At 68.2% G+C, this 16501-nt stretch carries 14 protein-coding genes and 3 pseudogenes; 11 read left to right on the top strand and 6 right to left on the bottom strand.

The window, feature by feature from the left end; genetic code table 11:
- Positions 1-151 precede the first annotated feature (151 nt).
- Positions 152-2275, top strand: a complete 2124-nt coding sequence (locus ACTWP8_RS01280; RefSeq protein WP_443320265.1) for a DHA2 family efflux MFS transporter permease subunit — start codon at positions 152-154, stop codon at positions 2273-2275.
- Positions 2276-2304: 29 nt separating this feature from the next.
- Here the strand turns inward: ACTWP8_RS01280 and ACTWP8_RS01275 are convergent.
- Both ACTWP8_RS01275 and ACTWP8_RS01270 read right to left on the bottom strand, forming a co-directional pair.
- Positions 2305-2748, bottom strand: a pseudogene (locus ACTWP8_RS01275) (IS5 family transposase); the annotation flags it as partial.
- A gap of 10 nt (positions 2749-2758) precedes the next feature.
- Positions 2759-3598, bottom strand: coding sequence for an SDR family NAD(P)-dependent oxidoreductase (locus ACTWP8_RS01270; RefSeq protein WP_443320441.1), 840 nt, complete (start codon positions 3596-3598; stop codon positions 2759-2761).
- Between the two features lie 786 nt (positions 3599-4384).
- On the opposite strand from ACTWP8_RS01270, the gene ACTWP8_RS01265 reads away from it, so the two are divergent.
- The 6 genes and pseudogenes from ACTWP8_RS01265 (at position 4385) to ACTWP8_RS01240 (ending at position 9342) form a co-directional block, all read left to right on the top strand.
- Positions 4385-4822, top strand: a complete 438-nt coding sequence (locus ACTWP8_RS01265) for a MarR family winged helix-turn-helix transcriptional regulator (protein WP_443320264.1) — start codon at positions 4385-4387, stop codon at positions 4820-4822.
- Positions 4823-4916: 94 nt separating this feature from the next.
- Positions 4917-5257: pseudogene (locus tag ACTWP8_RS01260) on the top strand (tautomerase family protein).
- A complete protein-coding gene (locus ACTWP8_RS01255) occupies positions 5254-6138 on the top strand; it encodes a fumarylacetoacetate hydrolase family protein (RefSeq protein ID WP_443320263.1) in 885 nt (294 codons plus the stop codon). The pseudogene ACTWP8_RS01260 and the gene ACTWP8_RS01255 overlap by 4 nt, the downstream one beginning before the upstream one ends.
- A gap of 74 nt (positions 6139-6212) precedes the next feature.
- Positions 6213-6590, top strand: coding sequence for a Rid family detoxifying hydrolase (locus tag ACTWP8_RS01250; protein WP_443320262.1), 378 nt, complete (start codon positions 6213-6215; stop codon positions 6588-6590).
- A gap of 2 nt (positions 6591-6592) precedes the next feature.
- A complete protein-coding gene (locus ACTWP8_RS01245; protein ID WP_443320261.1) occupies positions 6593-7477 on the top strand; it encodes a PhzF family phenazine biosynthesis protein in 885 nt (294 codons plus the stop codon).
- A 1514-nt stretch (positions 7478-8991) separates the two neighbouring features.
- Positions 8992-9342 (top strand): hypothetical protein, encoded by a 351-nt coding sequence (locus ACTWP8_RS01240; protein WP_443320260.1) that lies wholly within the window; start codon positions 8992-8994, stop codon positions 9340-9342.
- Between the two features lie 251 nt (positions 9343-9593).
- Here ACTWP8_RS01240 and ACTWP8_RS01235 read toward each other — a convergent pair whose 3' ends face one another.
- Positions 9594-10169, bottom strand: coding sequence for a CGNR zinc finger domain-containing protein (locus ACTWP8_RS01235; protein ID WP_443320259.1), 576 nt, complete (start codon positions 10167-10169; stop codon positions 9594-9596).
- Positions 10170-10271: 102 nt separating this feature from the next.
- Here ACTWP8_RS01235 and ACTWP8_RS01230 point away from each other — a divergent pair, with 102 nt between their 5' ends.
- From ACTWP8_RS01230 to ACTWP8_RS01220, 3 genes and pseudogenes are all read left to right on the top strand, one after another.
- Positions 10272-11447, top strand: coding sequence for an epoxide hydrolase family protein (locus ACTWP8_RS01230; RefSeq protein ID WP_443320258.1), 1176 nt, complete (start codon positions 10272-10274; stop codon positions 11445-11447).
- A 25-nt stretch (positions 11448-11472) separates the two neighbouring features.
- Positions 11473-11778: pseudogene (locus ACTWP8_RS01225) on the top strand (hypothetical protein); the annotation flags it as partial.
- Between the two features lie 41 nt (positions 11779-11819).
- The gene (locus ACTWP8_RS01220; RefSeq protein ID WP_443320257.1) at positions 11820-12896 is read left to right on the top strand and encodes an ISL3 family transposase; all 1077 of its coding nucleotides are present in this window, start codon (positions 11820-11822) and stop codon (positions 12894-12896) included.
- A 16-nt stretch (positions 12897-12912) separates the two neighbouring features.
- On the opposite strand, the gene ACTWP8_RS01215 is transcribed toward ACTWP8_RS01220, so the two are convergent.
- Complete coding sequence (locus tag ACTWP8_RS01215; RefSeq protein WP_443320256.1) at positions 12913-13239, bottom strand: antibiotic biosynthesis monooxygenase family protein; 327 nt, start codon at positions 13237-13239, stop codon at positions 12913-12915.
- Positions 13240-13403: 164 nt separating this feature from the next.
- Positions 13404-13589, bottom strand: a complete 186-nt coding sequence (locus ACTWP8_RS01210) for a hypothetical protein (protein WP_443320255.1) — start codon at positions 13587-13589, stop codon at positions 13404-13406.
- Positions 13590-13706: 117 nt separating this feature from the next.
- On the opposite strand from ACTWP8_RS01210, the gene ACTWP8_RS01205 reads away from it, so the two are divergent.
- The gene (locus ACTWP8_RS01205) at positions 13707-15782 is read left to right on the top strand and encodes a bifunctional glycosyltransferase 87/phosphatase PAP2 family protein (protein ID WP_443320254.1); all 2076 of its coding nucleotides are present in this window, start codon (positions 13707-13709) and stop codon (positions 15780-15782) included.
- 161 nt (positions 15783-15943) lie between these two features.
- Here ACTWP8_RS01205 and ACTWP8_RS01200 read toward each other — a convergent pair whose 3' ends face one another.
- Entirely contained in the window at positions 15944-16486 is a 543-nt protein-coding gene (locus ACTWP8_RS01200; RefSeq protein ID WP_443320253.1) for a hypothetical protein, read from the bottom strand.
- Positions 16487-16501: the final 15 nt, after the last annotated feature.

The following is a 16501-nucleotide window of genomic DNA, read 5'->3' as shown; positions in this document are numbered from 1 at the left end:
GCCCGTTCCGTCACCGCAGGACCCCTCCCTCAGATGGCAGCAGCGATTATGCACCGCACCGGTGCCGGAGGACCTCGGCGGGCCACACGCCTCCGAACCCCACAGGATGGGAATCACGTACCGCTGCGTGCAGCCACCCGAGGAGGCGCCCATGGGCCGGGGCTCTCAGGACTCTCAGGACGCGGGCGCACCCGACGGCACCGCCCCGGAGGACGCGGCATCCGCCCCCGAGGAGGCGCTCCCCGCCCCCGGCGAAGGCCAGTCCAGGCGCACCATCCTCGTCGCGATCGGTGCGCTGCTCCTCGGACTGCTGCTCGCGGCCCTCGACCAGACCATCGTCTCGACCGCCCTCCCCACGATCGTCAGCGACCTCGGCGGCCTGAACCACATCTCATGGGTGGTCACGGCCTACTTGCTCGCCTCCACCGCGGGCACCCCCCTCTGGGGCAAGCTCGGCGACCAGTACGGCCGCAAAAGGCTCTACCAGGGGGCCATCGCCATCTTCCTCGTCGGTTCCGCCCTCTGCGGCATCGCCCGGAGCATGGCGGAACTCATCGCCTTCCGCGCCCTCCAGGGCCTCGGCGGCGGCGGGCTCATCGTGCTGTCCATGGCGATCGTCGGCGACATCGTGCCGCCCCGCGACCGCGGCCGCTACCAGGGCCTGTTCGGCGCGGTGTTCGGCGCGAGCAGCGTCCTCGGCCCGCTGATCGGCGGCCTGTTCACCGAGCACCTCAGCTGGCGCTGGGTCTTCTACGTCAACCTCCCCATCGGCGTCGTCGCCCTCCTCGTCATCGCCTCCGTCCTGCGCATTCCGGCCCGCCCGACCCGTCACACCATCGACTACCTCGGCACCTTCCTCATCGCCTCCCTCGCCACCTGCCTGGTCCTCATGGCCTCGCTCGGCGGCTCCACCTGGGCCTGGGGCTCCTGGCGGATCGTCGGACTCGGCGTCCTCGGCGCCGTGCTTCTCGCCGCCTTCGTCGCCGCCGAGCGACGGGCCGTCGAACCCGTCCTTCCGCTGGGGCTCTTCCGCATCCGCACGTTCGCGCTGTGCTCGGTCATCAGCTTCGTCATCGGCTTTGCGATGTTCGGCGCCATGACCTATCTGCCGACGTTCCTCCAGGTCGTCCAGAGGGTTTCGCCGACCCAGTCCGGCGTGTACATGCTGCCGCTCGTCGCGGGCATGCTGGTCGCGTCCACCAGCTCCGGCCAGCTCGTCAGCCGTACGGGGCGCTGGAAGGTCTTCCCGATCGCTGGCACCGGCGTCACCACCGTCGGCCTGCTCCTCCTCCACCAGCTGGATGAGAACAGCGGCACCGCCGAGATGAGCGGCTACTTCGCGGTCTTCGGCTTCGGCCTCGGCCTCGTCATGCAGGTCCTCGTGCTCGCCGTGCAGAACGCCGTCCGCTACGAGGACCTGGGCGTCGCGACCTCCGGAGCCACCTTCTTCCGCTCCATCGGGGCGTCCTTCGGCGTCGCCATCTTCGGCACGATCTTCACGGGGCGGCTCGGCGAAAAGCTCTCCGCCGAGCTGGCCGGACAGCAACTGCCGCCCGGCGTGAGCGTCGGCACTCTGGAGTCCGACGCCCGCGCGATCGCGGGGCTGCCCGCCGCCCTCAGGACCGGCGCGCTGCGCGCGTACGCGTCGGCCATCACCGACGTCTTCCTCTACGCGGCGCCCGTCGTGGCCGTCGCCTTCGTCCTCGCCTGGTTCCTCAGGGAGGACCGGCTGCGCGCCTCCGTCACCTCGCCCGACATCAGCGAGACTCTCGCCAGCAACCCCGTCGAGCGCTCCTCGCAGGACGAGGTGCGCCGCGCGCTCTCCGCCCTCGGCAGCCGCGAGGGCCGCCGCGACGCCTTCATCAAGATCACCGAACGGGCGGGGTACGACCTCAGGCCCGCCGCGGCCTGGCTGGTGCTGCGCATCAACCGCTACGGCTCCGCCGAGCCCGCCCTCCTCGCCGAGCGCAGCACCGTACCGCTTGGCGTCGTCTCCGCCGCCGCCCGCCAGCTCGAGGAGCGCGGCCTGGCCGTACGGGACGGGCTGCCACTGGTCCTCACGGACAAGGGCCGGGAAGTGGCGGCCAGGCTCGCCGAGGCGCGCGAGGAATCCCTCGCGGAGCTGCTCGGCGACTGGTGGGGGCCGGGCAGGCCGAGGGACCTCGTCGAGCTGGTCAAGGAGTTGAACGCGGAGCTGTGCGGCTCGGACCGGGAACGCCCGCACGAGCCGGACGTGCGCCGTACGCCGGGCCCGCACCGCCCGGACCACTACTGAGCGCCGGCTGCTCCGGCTTTCAAGCCATCTCATTTGGTGAGTCTGCGGTAGCAGATGAGGGTGCAGGCAATGCTGGTGAAGGCCAGGAAGTGGCTGGCTGTGCGTTCGTAGCGGCGGTGGAGGCGTCGGCATCCGGCGAGCCGGGCCACATGGTGTGCTCGATGGTCCAGCGGTGGCGGTCCAGGCGCTCGGAGGAGTCGATGCCTTTGCGGGCGATGCGGGGGTGATGCCCCGAGGCCGTAACCATCGCCGCAGGTGGTCGTAGTCGTAGCCCTTGTCACCGTGGGCTTGCCGGGCTTGCGCCGCCGTCGGCCGCGGCGGGAGCGGATCGGCGGCATGCCCTGCACCAGCGGGATGAGGGCCTGACCGTCGTGCAGGTTCGCCCCGGAGATGCCGACGGACAGGGGCAGACCGGTTCGCTCGGTGATCAAGTGGATCTTCGAGCCGTACTTGCCCCGGTCGACAGTCGTCGGTGCGGGCTGGTCAGTGGGCGGTCCATCCACCGTCGACCGGGAGGACGGCACCTGTGAGATAGGACGCAGCGGGACTGGCCAGGAGCAATGCGGCGCCCGCCAGCTCGGTGGGGTCCGCCCAGCGGCCGGCGGGCACCTGGTGGTCGAGGAAGTTCCGTACCCGCGGATCGTCGTCGACGCCGGCGTTCAGCGGCGTGCGGAACGGGCCAGGGGCGAGGGCGTTGACGCAAATGCCAGTGCCTGCAAGCTCCACGGCGAGGCTCCGGGTCATTTGGACCACGGCGCCCTTGCTGGCCGCGTAACCGCTGCGGCCTGCGGCTCCGACGATTCCCAGCGCGCTGGCGAGGGTGATGATGCGGCCGTATCCGGCAGCGCGCATCACGGGCACGGCGGCCTGGCAGGCCAGAAAGGTGCCGATGACATTGACCTCCAGGCAGCGCCGGAGGACGGTGACATCGAGGTCGGCGATCTCGCCACGTGCCTGGACGCCGGCGCTGGTCACCAGCACGTCTAGTCGGCCATAGCGGCTGACGACGTCCGTGATGAGCTGGCGGACGGCGTGCTCATCGCTGACGTCACAGGCCAGGCCCAGTGCTGGGCGGCCGGTCTCGGCGGTGATCCGTAGAGCGGCATCACGGCACGCCTCCTGACGCCTACTGGCGACCACGGTGGTGCCTCCCGCGCGGGCGAGGGTCAGCGCAGTGGCCAAACCGAGGCCGGCGGAGCCGCCAGTGATCAACGCTACCTGTCCCGTCAGATCCAAGCCGTGACCGTCAGTGGACGTCTCCTCGGTTATAGGCACTGTGCCTCCGGTGTCATCGAGCCCAGGTGGACATGGACCATGATCCATCATGGTTGGCCTCGAACAGGGAGAGCAGCTCCGGCCCTTCGGTCGGCGACGACTCCTCGTCTGCGCCTCCCCCAGAGAGGGCTCAATCCAGTATCAAGCTTCAGCTGACAATTCCTCAGTCAGACAACTGGGGGACGACGAGCGACACTGGTCGTTTCAATTTTCAAAGATCCTCAACAGGCCTCTGGAACTGCTGGATCTCCGCGCTCGTGGGACCGCCGCCCCCGCTGTTCTTCTCGTCCCCGTTCCCCTCACTCCGTCCGCCAGTGTCGTTGCGGCCAGCAGGCCGTAGGTGAAACGAGGAAAGCTGACAGGGCGGCACTTGGCCGAGTCCGCGCCCAGTTCGAAGACCAGCCGGTGCAGCGCCGCAATTGCCGGGGAGGCGAGAATCCTGCCGTCATCACGTGCCGAGGGCGCGTGCCATCCGTCGACGAGGGGCCCCACGACAGGCAGGTGTTTGCCACAGGCGCGGCGGAGCTTGTCGCACAGCGCGGCCTTGTCTGTGGGGCGTCCTCATGAACGGGCCGCGATGTCACGTGGTCATCGTTCACCGGGGTCACCCTCATACTCACCTTCGCTGCCGAACCTGCCGATTGGATCTCCTGCCAGTCGCCGTGAGGGCCAACACCGCTTCGGCAACACTGCGGACAATGGACGCTCGGACTTCGATGAAACACGACCGAGGTTCGAGGACATGGGCATCAGATGGCCCGTCACGGGAGCTACCTGGCGGACGGTGAACGTCAGCTCTTGCACCCGGAAGATAAGTGTAATTACACTCATCGCATGGAACCTGCCACGACAGAGTGCGTGTGCACCACGCTGCGCATGACGACGCGCTGGATCGACCGCCTCTACAGTCAGGCGTTGGGAGAGGTAGGTCTCCGGCCCATGAATTACGCGTTCCTCTCCCGGCTGGCCGCCGATGGCCCACTTATGGTCAGCCAGCTCGCCGACCGCCTGGCGATGGAGCGGACCACCTGTACCCGCGAGTTGCAGCCCTTGACGCGGGCCGGGCTGGTCACCGTCGAGGTCGGCGCTGACCGCCGCCAGCGCGTCGTACACCTCACGCCCGAGGGTGAGGCGAAGCTGGCCGAGGGGCGTCCGCACTGGGAGGCGGTCCAGCAGCGGGTGGCGGGCGCCTTCGGGAGCGAACCCACGGATGACCTGCTCGGCAGGCTCCGCGAGCTGCTCGCGGAGACCCAGCAATTGATGGCCCACTGACCACCAGGAGGACCCCATCCCTTTCGTTCGTATTTCACTCAACAGGAGAAGCGGAGACATCGCCCGCCGGGTGGGGGACTGTGTGCACCGCGCGATGATGGAGGCGCTCAATATCCGTGAAGGGGACCGTTTCCAGGTGGTCACCGAGCATGACCCCGGGGAGATCGTGTACGACCGCTCCTTCCTCGGGATCGAGCGGACCGACGACATCATCATGATCCAGATAACGCTGCCGCGGGCCGTAGCCGCGAGGCCAAGACCGCACTGTACGGGAGCATCGTCACGCTCCTCTCTGGCGAGCTCGATGTGCGTCCCGAAGATGTCTTCGTCAGCCTGCTGGAAGCCCCAACGGAGAACTTCTCGTTCGGCAACGGCGAAGCGCAGTTCGCCGACCAGCTTCCGCCGCACCTGCGCCAGGCGCAGGAGTCGCCGTGAGGCTCGCCACGTACCGGCACGGGGGCAGCGTGCAGGCCGGGGTCGTCGCTGACGACAGCGTCCGGCTTCTTGAACGGGTGGGCGCAGAGCGCCCTATCAGGACGATGCTCGACGTCATCCACGCGTTCGGCCAGGCGCGCGGCCACCCGGAGACGGCCGTCCGGGAGCAGCCGCTTCCGCTGTCCGAGGTGGAACTCCTCGCGCCGCTGCCAAGGCCGCCCCGCAACATCCTGTGCGTCGGCAAGAACTACCGGGCGCACGCCGAGGAGTTCGACCGCAGCGGGTTCAACGCGACGGCCACCGGCACCGTCCCCGAGGCGCCGGTGGTCTTCACCAAGCCGCCGGAGACCGCGACCGGCCACGGCACCGGGATCCCGCTGCCCCGCAAGGTGACCGAAGCGCTGGACTACGAGGCCGAACTCGCCGTCGTCATCGGCCGGGGAGGCCGCGGCATCAGCCGCGAGGAGGCCCACGGACACATCTTCGGCTACACGATCGTCAACGACATCACGGCAAGGGACCTCCAGGCCCGCCACAGCCAGTGGTTCCTCGGCAAGGCGCTCGACTCCTCCTGTCCGATGGGGCCGTGGATCGTCACCGCCGACGAGATCGACGCCGCCGCGCTGCGGATCCGGTGCTGGGTCAACGACGAACTGCGCCAGGACGCCGACACCAGCGATCTCGTCTTCGACATCCCCACCCTCATCGAGACCATCTCGGCGGGCACCACGCTGCTGCCCGGCGACGTGATCGCGACCGGGACCCCGGCCGGCGTCGGCGCGGGATTCGTCCCCCCGAGGTTCCTGACCGACGGCGACATCGTCCGTATCGAGATCTCCGGCATCGGAACGCTGACCAACAGCGTCGTCGAGACCGAGTAGCCCCGCAGCCGCGGGGCCCCCGCCGGGCTCGCGCCCACCCCGCGCCGCACCAACACTGCCGACAAGGAGCAGAGATGACTCGTGAAGAGATCACTACCGATGAGATCGCGAAGCCGGTGGGCCCGTTCTCGGCCGCCGTCCGCGCGGACCTGTTCACCTTCGTCAGCGGGCAGGTGGCCCAGGACCCGTCCACGGGTGCACTGATCGACGGCGATGTATCAGCGCAGACCGAGCAGGTCTTTCGCAATGTGGCCGCGGTCCTCAAGGCCGCCGGAAAGACGCTCGACGACGTGGTGCGCGTGGGCGTCTATCTGACCGACATGGCGGACTTCGCCGCGGTGAACGCCGTGTACGGGAAGATGTTCAGCGCGCCCTACCCCGCGCGTACGGCGATCGGCGTCGCGGCGCTCCCACTCGGCGCCGCCGTCGAGGTCGACGTCATCGTCAACTGACCATGGAGTACGGGTTCGTCATCGCCGACGTCTTCACTGAACAACCATTCGGCGGCAATCAGCTGGCTGTCTTCCCGGACGCACGTGGGATGTCCGCGGCCACGATGCAAACCCTGGCCAAGGAGTTCAACTTCTCCGAGACGACCTTTGTCTTCCCGCTCGCCTCCCGCCACAGCTACCGGCTGCGGATCTTCACCCCGCACATGGAGCTGCCGTTCGCCGGCCACCCGACCATAGGTACCGCCTCCGTGCTCGCCGCCAGCGGGCACGGACGCCCTGAGACAGACGAAGGGAGGATGACATTCGAGGAGGGCATCGGTCCTGTCACGGTGGACGTCCGCGGCACATTCAGCCGACTGGCCATGAACGTTCCCTTCGAGGCCCCCTCGCACCGCCCCCCGGTGCAGACGATCATCCAGGCGCTCTCCCTGACCGGGGAGGACATCCTGGAGTGCTGGTACGGCGGGGCCGGACTCCCGTTCTGCTACGTGCGTCTGGCGTCCGCCGACGCTGTTGACCGCGCCGTCCTGGACAAGGCCGTCTGGACGGCCGGTGTCGCCGACGGCTGGTCGCCGCACCTTTACGTGTTCGCCGGAGAGTTCCGCAGCGGTAGCACCCTGTACGCACGGGCATTCGTTCCCGCCGCCGGGGTCGACGAGGACCCCGCCACCGGCTCCGCGGGTGCCGGGCTGATCGGGAGTCTCGCCCAGCGGTCGGCCCTGTCCGACGGCGAGCACACGCTCCGCATTATGCAGGGGGTCCGGATGGGACGTCCCAGTCTGATCGAGGCAGGCGCTCACACCGAGGGAGGCCACCTCGTCGGCATCACGGTCGGAGGCTTCACCGCTGTCGTCGGCAAGGGCACGATCACAGTGCCGGACCACTGACCCAGCCCTGCCGTGCGGCGACGCGACTCCCAGCTCGCACCCAGCGGAAGTCCCAGCACGATCGCCGCCGTCAGACCACCGACCACCACGGCCGACGCGCGGGCGGCCACGGCCCGGGAGTTGACGGTGTACATGGCGGCGCCCGCTACCGGCGACCACCCGGCCGGCCATGGCCCCGGGGTTACAGTAGCTGCGTGTGGAACGGGCTCTGGCTGCTCCTCGTGATCGCCGGGGCAATCGTCGGGGCTAGATGTGCTGTCCCTGGACGTTGGGGACAGGCGACACGCCTTACAGGTCATCTCATTTGGCCGAGATCACCGAGCTGCTCGAACTGCCCCAGCTGGTAGGCCACGCTCGAGGACGAGGAGAGACCGACCTTCCGGCCGATCTGGCGTGAAGGAAGGGTGGGCGGCGGGAGAAGCATCCACGGCGGCGGATCGTGGATGCCATCTGCACCGTGGAGAACCCATTCGTCGGTGACCGTTCTTATCCGGTCCCCCTGCAATGGACCGCGGCGCGCCTCGACTGCTGCTTTCTCCCTTTGCGACGCGTTTCCGTAAACACCACCCAGTTCCTGTTGTATTTGCACCTGTACGCCAGATCGATCCTGACGTTGCTGCCCACCTGGCTCTTCTCCGTGAGCGTTTTATCCCACCACCAAGGGCGGTGTTGGCGAAGTCGGACACGGACAAGGGCGCTGTCTGGGCATTCGGCCCCGCCATAACTTTGTATCACCCCGCCCGAGTCGGTCGGTTGCCCCGCAACTAGCTCGCATGCCAAACCACTGTTTCCTCGAAGGCGATTCGCCGCGATGATACCCAGGGGCACTATCAATGCGGCCGCGTAAACTGCCTTGCGAATTCGTCGGTTTCGTCTCTCCACGAAACGGCGCTCCTTGTCATGTATTCAAGATGACTGCTTCTACTGGCTAGGTAGTAATCGCACCAACCGTCCTCAAAAAGACAGTGCGGACGCGCTTCATGCGGTTGTTATGCACCTACTCCAATAGAAGCTCAGATTGTGTTGACCGCAACTCGGACTCAGCCTTGATCCACCGCCCGATGCCTTGTGGATCACGTCTTGGGAAACGAACAAGTGCCTTGTGACTGCGATGATGGGAGTTCTTCAGGCTTCCAGCACGCACGATCGGCAAGGCACTTCCGAGATGCAAGTTTCCCATACGCCGTGGCGGTCTCCGCTGCGTTCGATGACGCGAATCTGGTCGCGTATGCCGGGCTGGTCCCGGTGATGCGGCTGGCTGAGCGGTGCGGGCTTTCGCGGCTGGTGGCCGGGAGGGTGAGGCTGACCGGGGCGAGGAACGGCGCGGGTGCGGCGGCGGACGCCAAGGTCACCAGCATCGTGGCCGGGATGGTCGCGGGTGCGGACAGCATCGACGACCTGGACGTGCTGCGCCACGGTGCGATGCCGACCGTGTTCGGCGGTATCCGGGCCCGTCCACCCTGGGCACCTTCCTGCGCGCGTTCACCCACGGCCATGACCTCCAACTCCATGCCGTGCACCGCAGGTTCCTGGCCGCACTGGCCACGCATACCCCGCTGCCCGGCTCCGGCCAGAAGGCGTTCATCGACGTCGACTCCACCCGCAAGCGCGTCTACGGCCGGGCCAAGCAGGGTGCCGAGTACGGCCGGTTCAAGGGCATCCGCACCCTGCACCCCCTGCTCGCCACGATCTTCACCCCCACCTCCCGGCCAGTGATCGCCACGGTACGGATGCGCCGCGGCAAAGCCGCCGACTCCCGCGGCGCCCGAAATTCGTCAGCGAAGCCCTGTCCACCGCTACCGAGGCAGGCGGCACCGGAATCCGCGTCCTGCGCGCGGACTCCCAGTTCTACAACGCTGGCGTGATCGCCGCCTGCCGCCGGGCCGGCGCCCGCTTCTCGGTCACCACCGGGATGAACCCCTTTATCGAGCGGGCCCTTCCCGGATGAGCGTGGTTGTGGGGTAGAGGGCTGCTCGGCGTGTCAGCGAGCTGAGAAGGCGTCAGGGCATTCACGATCGAAGGCGGCGGATGGCTCTTAGTGGTGCCGTTGGGGTGCACCCAACGCGACAGATGTGTCGCAGGTGTAGGGCCCACTTGGATGTACCGAGCGTAACGATCACTCCGCTGATCTGGGGTGTCTGCGCTGGTTGGCATTGAAGCGCGCTTTCTTCTGACGATTCCCGCACGTGTTCATGTCACACCATTTGCGGGTGCGACTTCGGCTGGTGTCGAAGAAGGCGGCTTGGCAGGTTGGTGATGCACACAAGGCCAATCTTCCGTCTCGTTCGCCTGCAATGATGCTGATCGCATCGGCGGCGATCACGCTGAGGGCATCTTCCACGCAGGAACCCGAGCTGAGCCGCCATTGCCGCTTACCCTCGGGCGTCAGGATCGCAGCGGCCCGACCCTCAGCGCTGCAGTCATTGATGACTTGGACAGCAGATGCAGGGAGAGCGTCCTGGATCGCGGCCGCTGTCGCGGCGACGTGAATCGACTCCCTCAGTTCCCGAGCGAGTTCGAGCTGGGCAGTGGTGCAGGAGTCCACAGCGAGGCCGTTCAGTGCCAGCCAGTCGACGAGTCGGTGCGGCGTGGGAATGCGCTCCACAGCGTCGCCATGACGCTCCGTCAGAGTCGCCGTGAAGCTGGTCGCTAGCACCTTACCGAGGCGAAAGTCAGGGAACCCAGCACGCATGGAACCACCTTAGCTGGTTGCGCGCAGACATGATGACATGCTAGAACCGTCTTAGCCGGTTCGTGATAGTTCGTAGCCGTTCCGCGATGGCCAGGAGGTCTCATGCCCTGTCCAACCAGCGATGTGCAAGCATTTGAAGCCCACGCAACTGACGCTGACCTCGACGATCTGCGCGCGCGACTGGCCGCGGCGCGACTACCGGAGGCCGAGACGGTCTATCGCGCCGCGCCCGACCCTCGCCGATGGGAACAGGGCGTTCCTCTCGCCGACCTCGTCGATGTCGTGAACTACTGGCGCACCGGATACAACTGGCGGTCGTTCGAAGAGCGCCTCAACCGTATCGGCCAGTTCCGCACGACCATTGATGATCTGGGAATCCACTTCCTGCACCGCCGATCCGCGCGCGCAGATGCCACTCCACTGATCCTGACGCACGGCTGGCCAGGCAGCATTGCTGAGTTCATCGATGTAGTAGACGAGCTGGCAGATCCGAAAGATGCAGACGCGCCGGCGTTCCACGTCGTGGTCCCGTCGCTACCAGGCTTTGGTTACAGCGACAAGCCGGCCACCACCGGGTGGGGAATCGAAAAGATCGCGGCCGCATGGGTGGAACTGATGGGAAGGCTCGGCTACAGCAAGTTCGCAGCCCACGGCGGCGACTGGGGAGGTAGTATCACCACGGTTCTCGGCGGCAGGTTCCCGGCGCACGTTCTCGGCATCCACACAACGTTCGCGGAGGCACCGCCCGGGTTGACAACGGACGGGCTGACGGCGGTCGAGCGCAAGTGGACCGAGGAAACCCGCGATTTCTGGCGCCACCACCGGGCGTACGCGAAGCAGCAGGCGACCCGACCGCAGACCATCGGCTACTCGCTCGTCGACTCACCGGTCGGGCTTCTTGCCTGGATCCTTGACAAGTTCGCTGAGTGGTCAGACACCGAAGACAGCCCCTTCGAGACGATTTCCATAGACAGAGTTCTTGACGACGTCACCCTGTATTGGCTGACGCGGACCGGCGCATCGTCGGCCCGCATTTACTACGAAACCCCCAACTCGCTCGATCCCGAACTTCGGGTCGACGTCCCGTCAGCAATCAGTATGTATCCCGGCGACATCGAGAATAGGCATCCGCGCCCCTGGGTACAGGAGCGGTACCGACAGATCGTCCGATGGAGGTTGCCCGAAAGCGGGGGACATTTCCCGTCGCTGGAGGTTCCCGAGTATTTCGTCAAAGATCTGCAAGAGGGCCTCGCGGCAGTGCTGGCCGCTAATCGGTGAACGCGGCTCGGCGACCCGGCACTCGATGACCGGCGACCCAGATCAAAGACCGTTTCGTCAAAGTAATCCGCGGGAGAGGTGGCAATCTCCCCCGCATCTCGACAGTGGTGCTGTAGTTCAGGGCCACCCAGAAAGGGCCCGCGACTGGGTCTGCTGCTCGGTGTGTCAGCGAGCTGAGAAGGCGTCAGGGCCTTCACGATCGGCGGCGACCAAGCTGCTCCTCCTGAAAGACGTCGAGTCCGACGACGTCCTCACCGGCTGTCCTGACTGCGGGGTGGTCGCGATCGGCCACGGCCGCCGAGTCCAGCTGCTGCACGACGCTCCGTGCTTCGGACGGCCGGTGCGGGTGCGATGGCGCAAGCGGATCTGGCGGTGTCCCGAACCGGCGTGTGCTCGTCGGACCTGGACCGAGGTCCAGCCCTACGCCACGCCCCGCGCCAGCTCACCGCCAGGGCGACGTCGTGGGCGGTCGACGCGTTGCGGCACGACGACACCACCGTGTCCGCGATCGCCCGGCATCTCGGCGTCGCGTGGGACACCTGCTGGTCGGCAATCAAGGCCGACGCGCAGACCAGGATCGCCGAGCCCGACCGGCTCAAGGGCATCAAGACCATCGGCGTCAACGAGTACATCTGGCGGCCCTCGAAGATCACCAGCACCGACAAGGCCGTGACCGTGATGGTCGACCGGACACGCGACGAGCACGGCTGCCTGCAGGCCCGGCTGCTGGATGCGGTCCAGGGCCGCCCGGGGAAGGTCTACGCCGACTGGCTCACCGAACACGGCGTGGACGTGAAGGTCACCGTCGAGCATGCCGCCCTGGACCCGTTCCGTGGCTATGCCAACGCGATCCGCGACGAGCTGCCCGACGCCGTCGCCGTGCTCGACGCCTTCCACGTCGTCAAGCTCGCCGGCCAGGCGCTCGATGAGGTCCGACGCCGCGTCCAACAGCAGACTCTGCACCGGCGTGGCCACAAGGACGACCCGCTGTACGAGGTCCGCCGCACCCTTCTCACCGGCGACGAGCACCTCACCGACCGGCAACGCGAACGGCTCGACACGTACCTGCCGATCGGTGACCCCAACGGCGAGGTTGAGGTCACCTGGAGCGTCTACCAGCAGGTCCGCTCGATCTACCACGCCGAGAGCCGGTCCACGGGCCGCAAGCTCGCCGAGAAGCTCCTCGACACGCTCCACACCTGCCCGATCCCCGAGTTCAAGCGACTCGGCAAGACTCTGCGCCGCTGGCGCGAGGAGATCCTGGCCTACTTCGCAACCGGCGGCGTCAGCAATGGCGGGACAGAAGCGATCAACGGCGTCATCGAGAAGACCAGGCGGCTGGCCCACGGCTTCCGCAACTTCACCAACTACCGCATCCGGATCCTGCTCGCCGCCGACGGCTCACGCCCCTACCGACGCCGACCACCGATCACGCCCGAACCATGCTGATTTGGGAAGGGCTGGCTTAGTCGCTCTTGGGCGCAGCCTGCTGCACGACCTCGAAGGACCACAGCGTTGAGCCGGACGCGGCGGGCCTCTGCTTTTGGTCCCCCTCACCACCCCCCTGGTGAGCCGCCTTCATTGGGCCCTCCATCCACGCCTGGAAGTCCTCTTCGCTCCGCCAACGCGTGTACACCAGATAGGTGTCAGTTCCCTCGATCGGACGCAACAGCTCGAACCACTCGAAGCCGTCCGAGCTCTCCACCGCCCCCGCGCGGGCCGCGAAGCGCTGCTCCAGCACCTCGCGCTGCTCCTCGGGGACCGTCAGCACATTGATCTTCACGATGCTCATGTGCCCATCCTGTCGTACGGGCCGCAGCGACGATGCGGCGCCGCTCACGCCGGGCCCGATGAAGCGCCTGTGAAGAGGGGATACGCGGTACTCCGGCGCGCCCGAAAGCCCGAGTTCCTTGAACGCGGGGGTGAGCCGCTCGGCCGGAACGCGTACCAGGCAGCTCAGGAGGGCCATCCGCGCCTGGGGCCGTGCGCCGGCTGCGACTGGCGGCCGAGCCGCGGCGTCGTCAGCCGCGGGAAGGCGCGCAGCCACTCCAGGTCCCGCCGGGTGTCGTTGAACGGCACCCGGCCGCGCAGCCACTCCGTATCACCCGCCCTGACACGGCCCCCAGAGGTGCGGATCTCCACCGCCCCCCTTAATGTTCGAGCCAATACACAGCGGCTGTCTGGTAACGGGAGGGTTTCCTGCGTCTGTGGCAGGGAGCCCTCGGAGGTCTGTTCGAAGCGGAGGGGGAGCGGCGGGGCGTGGCGAACGCACAGAGGCGCGGACTGGCGACGGCGGAGGTATCGGGGTCCCAGGAGCCGCGCATCCGCGTGGGGTTGGGCGCTCTCTGGCTCCTCGCGGGCCTGCTGGCGATGCGTCAAGCGGCGGCCGTGCTGCGGCAGCCACCCGGTGAGCGGCTCACCGATCTCGAGACGTGGATAGGACCGAACGGCGTCCTGCGCGTGCCCGGACCGCTCTACGAGAACGGTACGTTCACCGGCACGCCGTTCGCCGGGCTCGTCCTCAAGCCGCTGACCCGCGCCGCCGAGCAAAGCCTCGGCCTCTTCTGGACGTTCGGCACGCTGCTGCTCGTCGTGGTCCTCGGCTTCATCGCGGCCCGCGCACTGCCGCGTCCGGTTTCCCGGCGTACGGCGCTGTTCGCCGCGCCCGTGGCGATCAGCCTGATGGTGCTCTCGCTGCCGGTCCGCAACACCTTCACCCTCGGCCAGACCAGCATCCTGCCCGTCCTGCTGGTCCTGGTCGGGCTGCTGCCGCACGCCCCGGCCCGCAGATCCGGGGTCCTGATCGGGCTGGCCGCAGCGCTCCAGCCGACCGTGCTGCTCTTCGCGCCCCTGCTGTGGATGACGGGCAGGCGGCGGGCGGCCGCGACGGCGGCGGGCACGTTCGCCGGGTGCTCCGCGCTGGCCTGGGCGGTGCTGCCGCACGACTCCGCGACGTACTGGGTCCACCACGTCGCCGGAGCCGGTCTCGGGCAGCCCGCGGACAGCCTCCACAACCAGTCCCTGCACGGCCTGCTGCTACGGCTCGGGCTGAGCGGGCTGCCCGAACTCGCGCTCTTCGGAGTCCTCGCGGGCGCCGTCGCGGTCCTCGGCCTGCGGCGGGCCGCGCACTACGCGGGCGACGGCCAGTTGCTGCTCGCCGCCGCGCTCACCGGCTGCGTCGCCGTGGCCGTCTCGCCCACCGCCTGGCTGCACCAGCAGCTGTGGATCCTCCTCGCCGTCGTCGGGCGCGTGGGCCGCCGCCAGGCCGACCGGGTGGTGTGGCCGGTCCTCGTCGTGATGGTGATGACGCTCAGCAGCGCCGCCGTCGTGCCCACCACCAGGGGCATCCACCTCATCGGCGAGAACGCGCCGCTGCTGGTCGCCCTCGCCGCGGCCTGCGCCGTACCGTTCCTGGACCGCGGCTCGCCGCACTGGGACCGCCCGGTCCCGACGCGATACGCGGAGCGGGAGCCCGCCGCGCCCGGCCGGCTCCCCTGGATCCCTTCGATCCCGCTGCTGGGCTTTCTGCGACGGCCGCTGAGCCGCCCGAACCTGCTGCTCGAGCTGCTGCTGATCCGGGCCGGCTACTTCTGCTACGCGTATATCCGCGGCTCCGCGCCCGAGACCCGCGGCGTCGCGGAGGACCACGCCCGCCAGATCCTCGACATGGAAGTCGCGCTGCACATCGACATCGAGCGCTGGTTCAACCACCTGGTGGCGGGCTCGTGGATCGAGGGCGGCATGAACCGCTACTACACGACCTTCCACTTCCTGGTGCCGCTGAGCCTGCTCGGCTGGATGTACCTGCGCCGCCCCGTCGCCTACCGGTGGGCCCGTACCGCCCTGGCCATAGCGACGCTGCTCGCCCTGATCGGCTTCTGGCTCTATCCGCTGGCTCCGCCGCGCCTGATGCCGGGCCTCGGCTACATCGACACCGCCAACGGCCCCCAGGACCTCGCCAGACCCGACTTCGGCCCGCTCACCGAGCTGTCCAACCAGTACGCGGCCATGCCGTCCCTGCATGTGGGCTGGTCGCTGTGGTGCGCCGTGGTATGCGTGCTGCTGGCGCCGAAGGTGTGGCTGAAGCTGCTCGGCGTGCTGTATCCGATCCTGACCACGGCCGTCATCGTCGGCACCGCGAATCATTACTTGCTGGACGCGGTGGGCGGGGCGGTGGCGGTGGCGTGCGGCTTCGGGCTGCAGTCCGTGCTGCTGGGGCGCACCAGGGACCCGGACCCGGACCCGGCCGCAGGGCCGGACGCGGGGCCGGACGATCCGGCGGAGCCCGGCGATGCCTCGCGCGTTCACGGGACAGCGGAGGTCAGACGGGGCTGAACTCCGCCGCCCCGTCGGATCGCCGCGTCTTTCAGCATCCGCCGGATCGCGCCACGCCGCCACTCGTACGGCTTACGTGCAGGTCGGGGCGGTTGCTGTCGTACAGCGCCGGTCCGGTATGTGCCGGATCCCGCCGAGGACGGGCCCCAGGGCCGTCGGGATCACACGTCCTCCCGGCGGCCCGCGGTCCGCCGCACGACGACGTGGAGGTAGTCCTTGCGGTTGAGCGGATTGTGGTCCGTCCGCGGGCGGGCCGGGGGCGCGCCCTGGACCGGTTGGTAGTGGTCGAAGGCGGATTCCAGTACGCCCTCGCCGCGGGTCAGCGCCGGCAACTGCTGCTCCAGGGCGTGCACCCGGGCCGCCGGGATGTCTCCCTCCAGCAGACACGCCGAACCGCGCATTTCCTGGGTGTGCGGCACGGCGCCCAGCCGGGACAGTGCGGACAGCACGGGCCCGAACGTGTCGGCCGGAGCTTCGAGTCGGAAGCGGTGCATCGGCTCGTACACCCTGGTGCCGGCCTCCTGGAGCGCGCTCATCAGGACCAGCGGCGTCAGGTTGCGGAAGTCCCCGGCCGTGCTCGACATGCTCTTGTCGAAGACGGCATGGGAGTGGCTCTGCCGCGGCCAGTAGCCGGAATGCGTCATGGTGACCGTGCAGTCGGTGACCAGCCATCCGTAAATCCCCTGGTGCAGCGTCTCTTTCACCGTTTCCTCGACTGC

This window comes from Streptomyces sp. 7N604 (genome assembly GCF_052245475.1).
Classification (GTDB): Bacteria; Actinomycetota; Actinomycetes; order Streptomycetales; family Streptomycetaceae; genus Streptomyces.
Note: the sequence above shows the minus strand (reverse complement) of the source record. Positions and strands in the feature narration are given on the sequence as shown.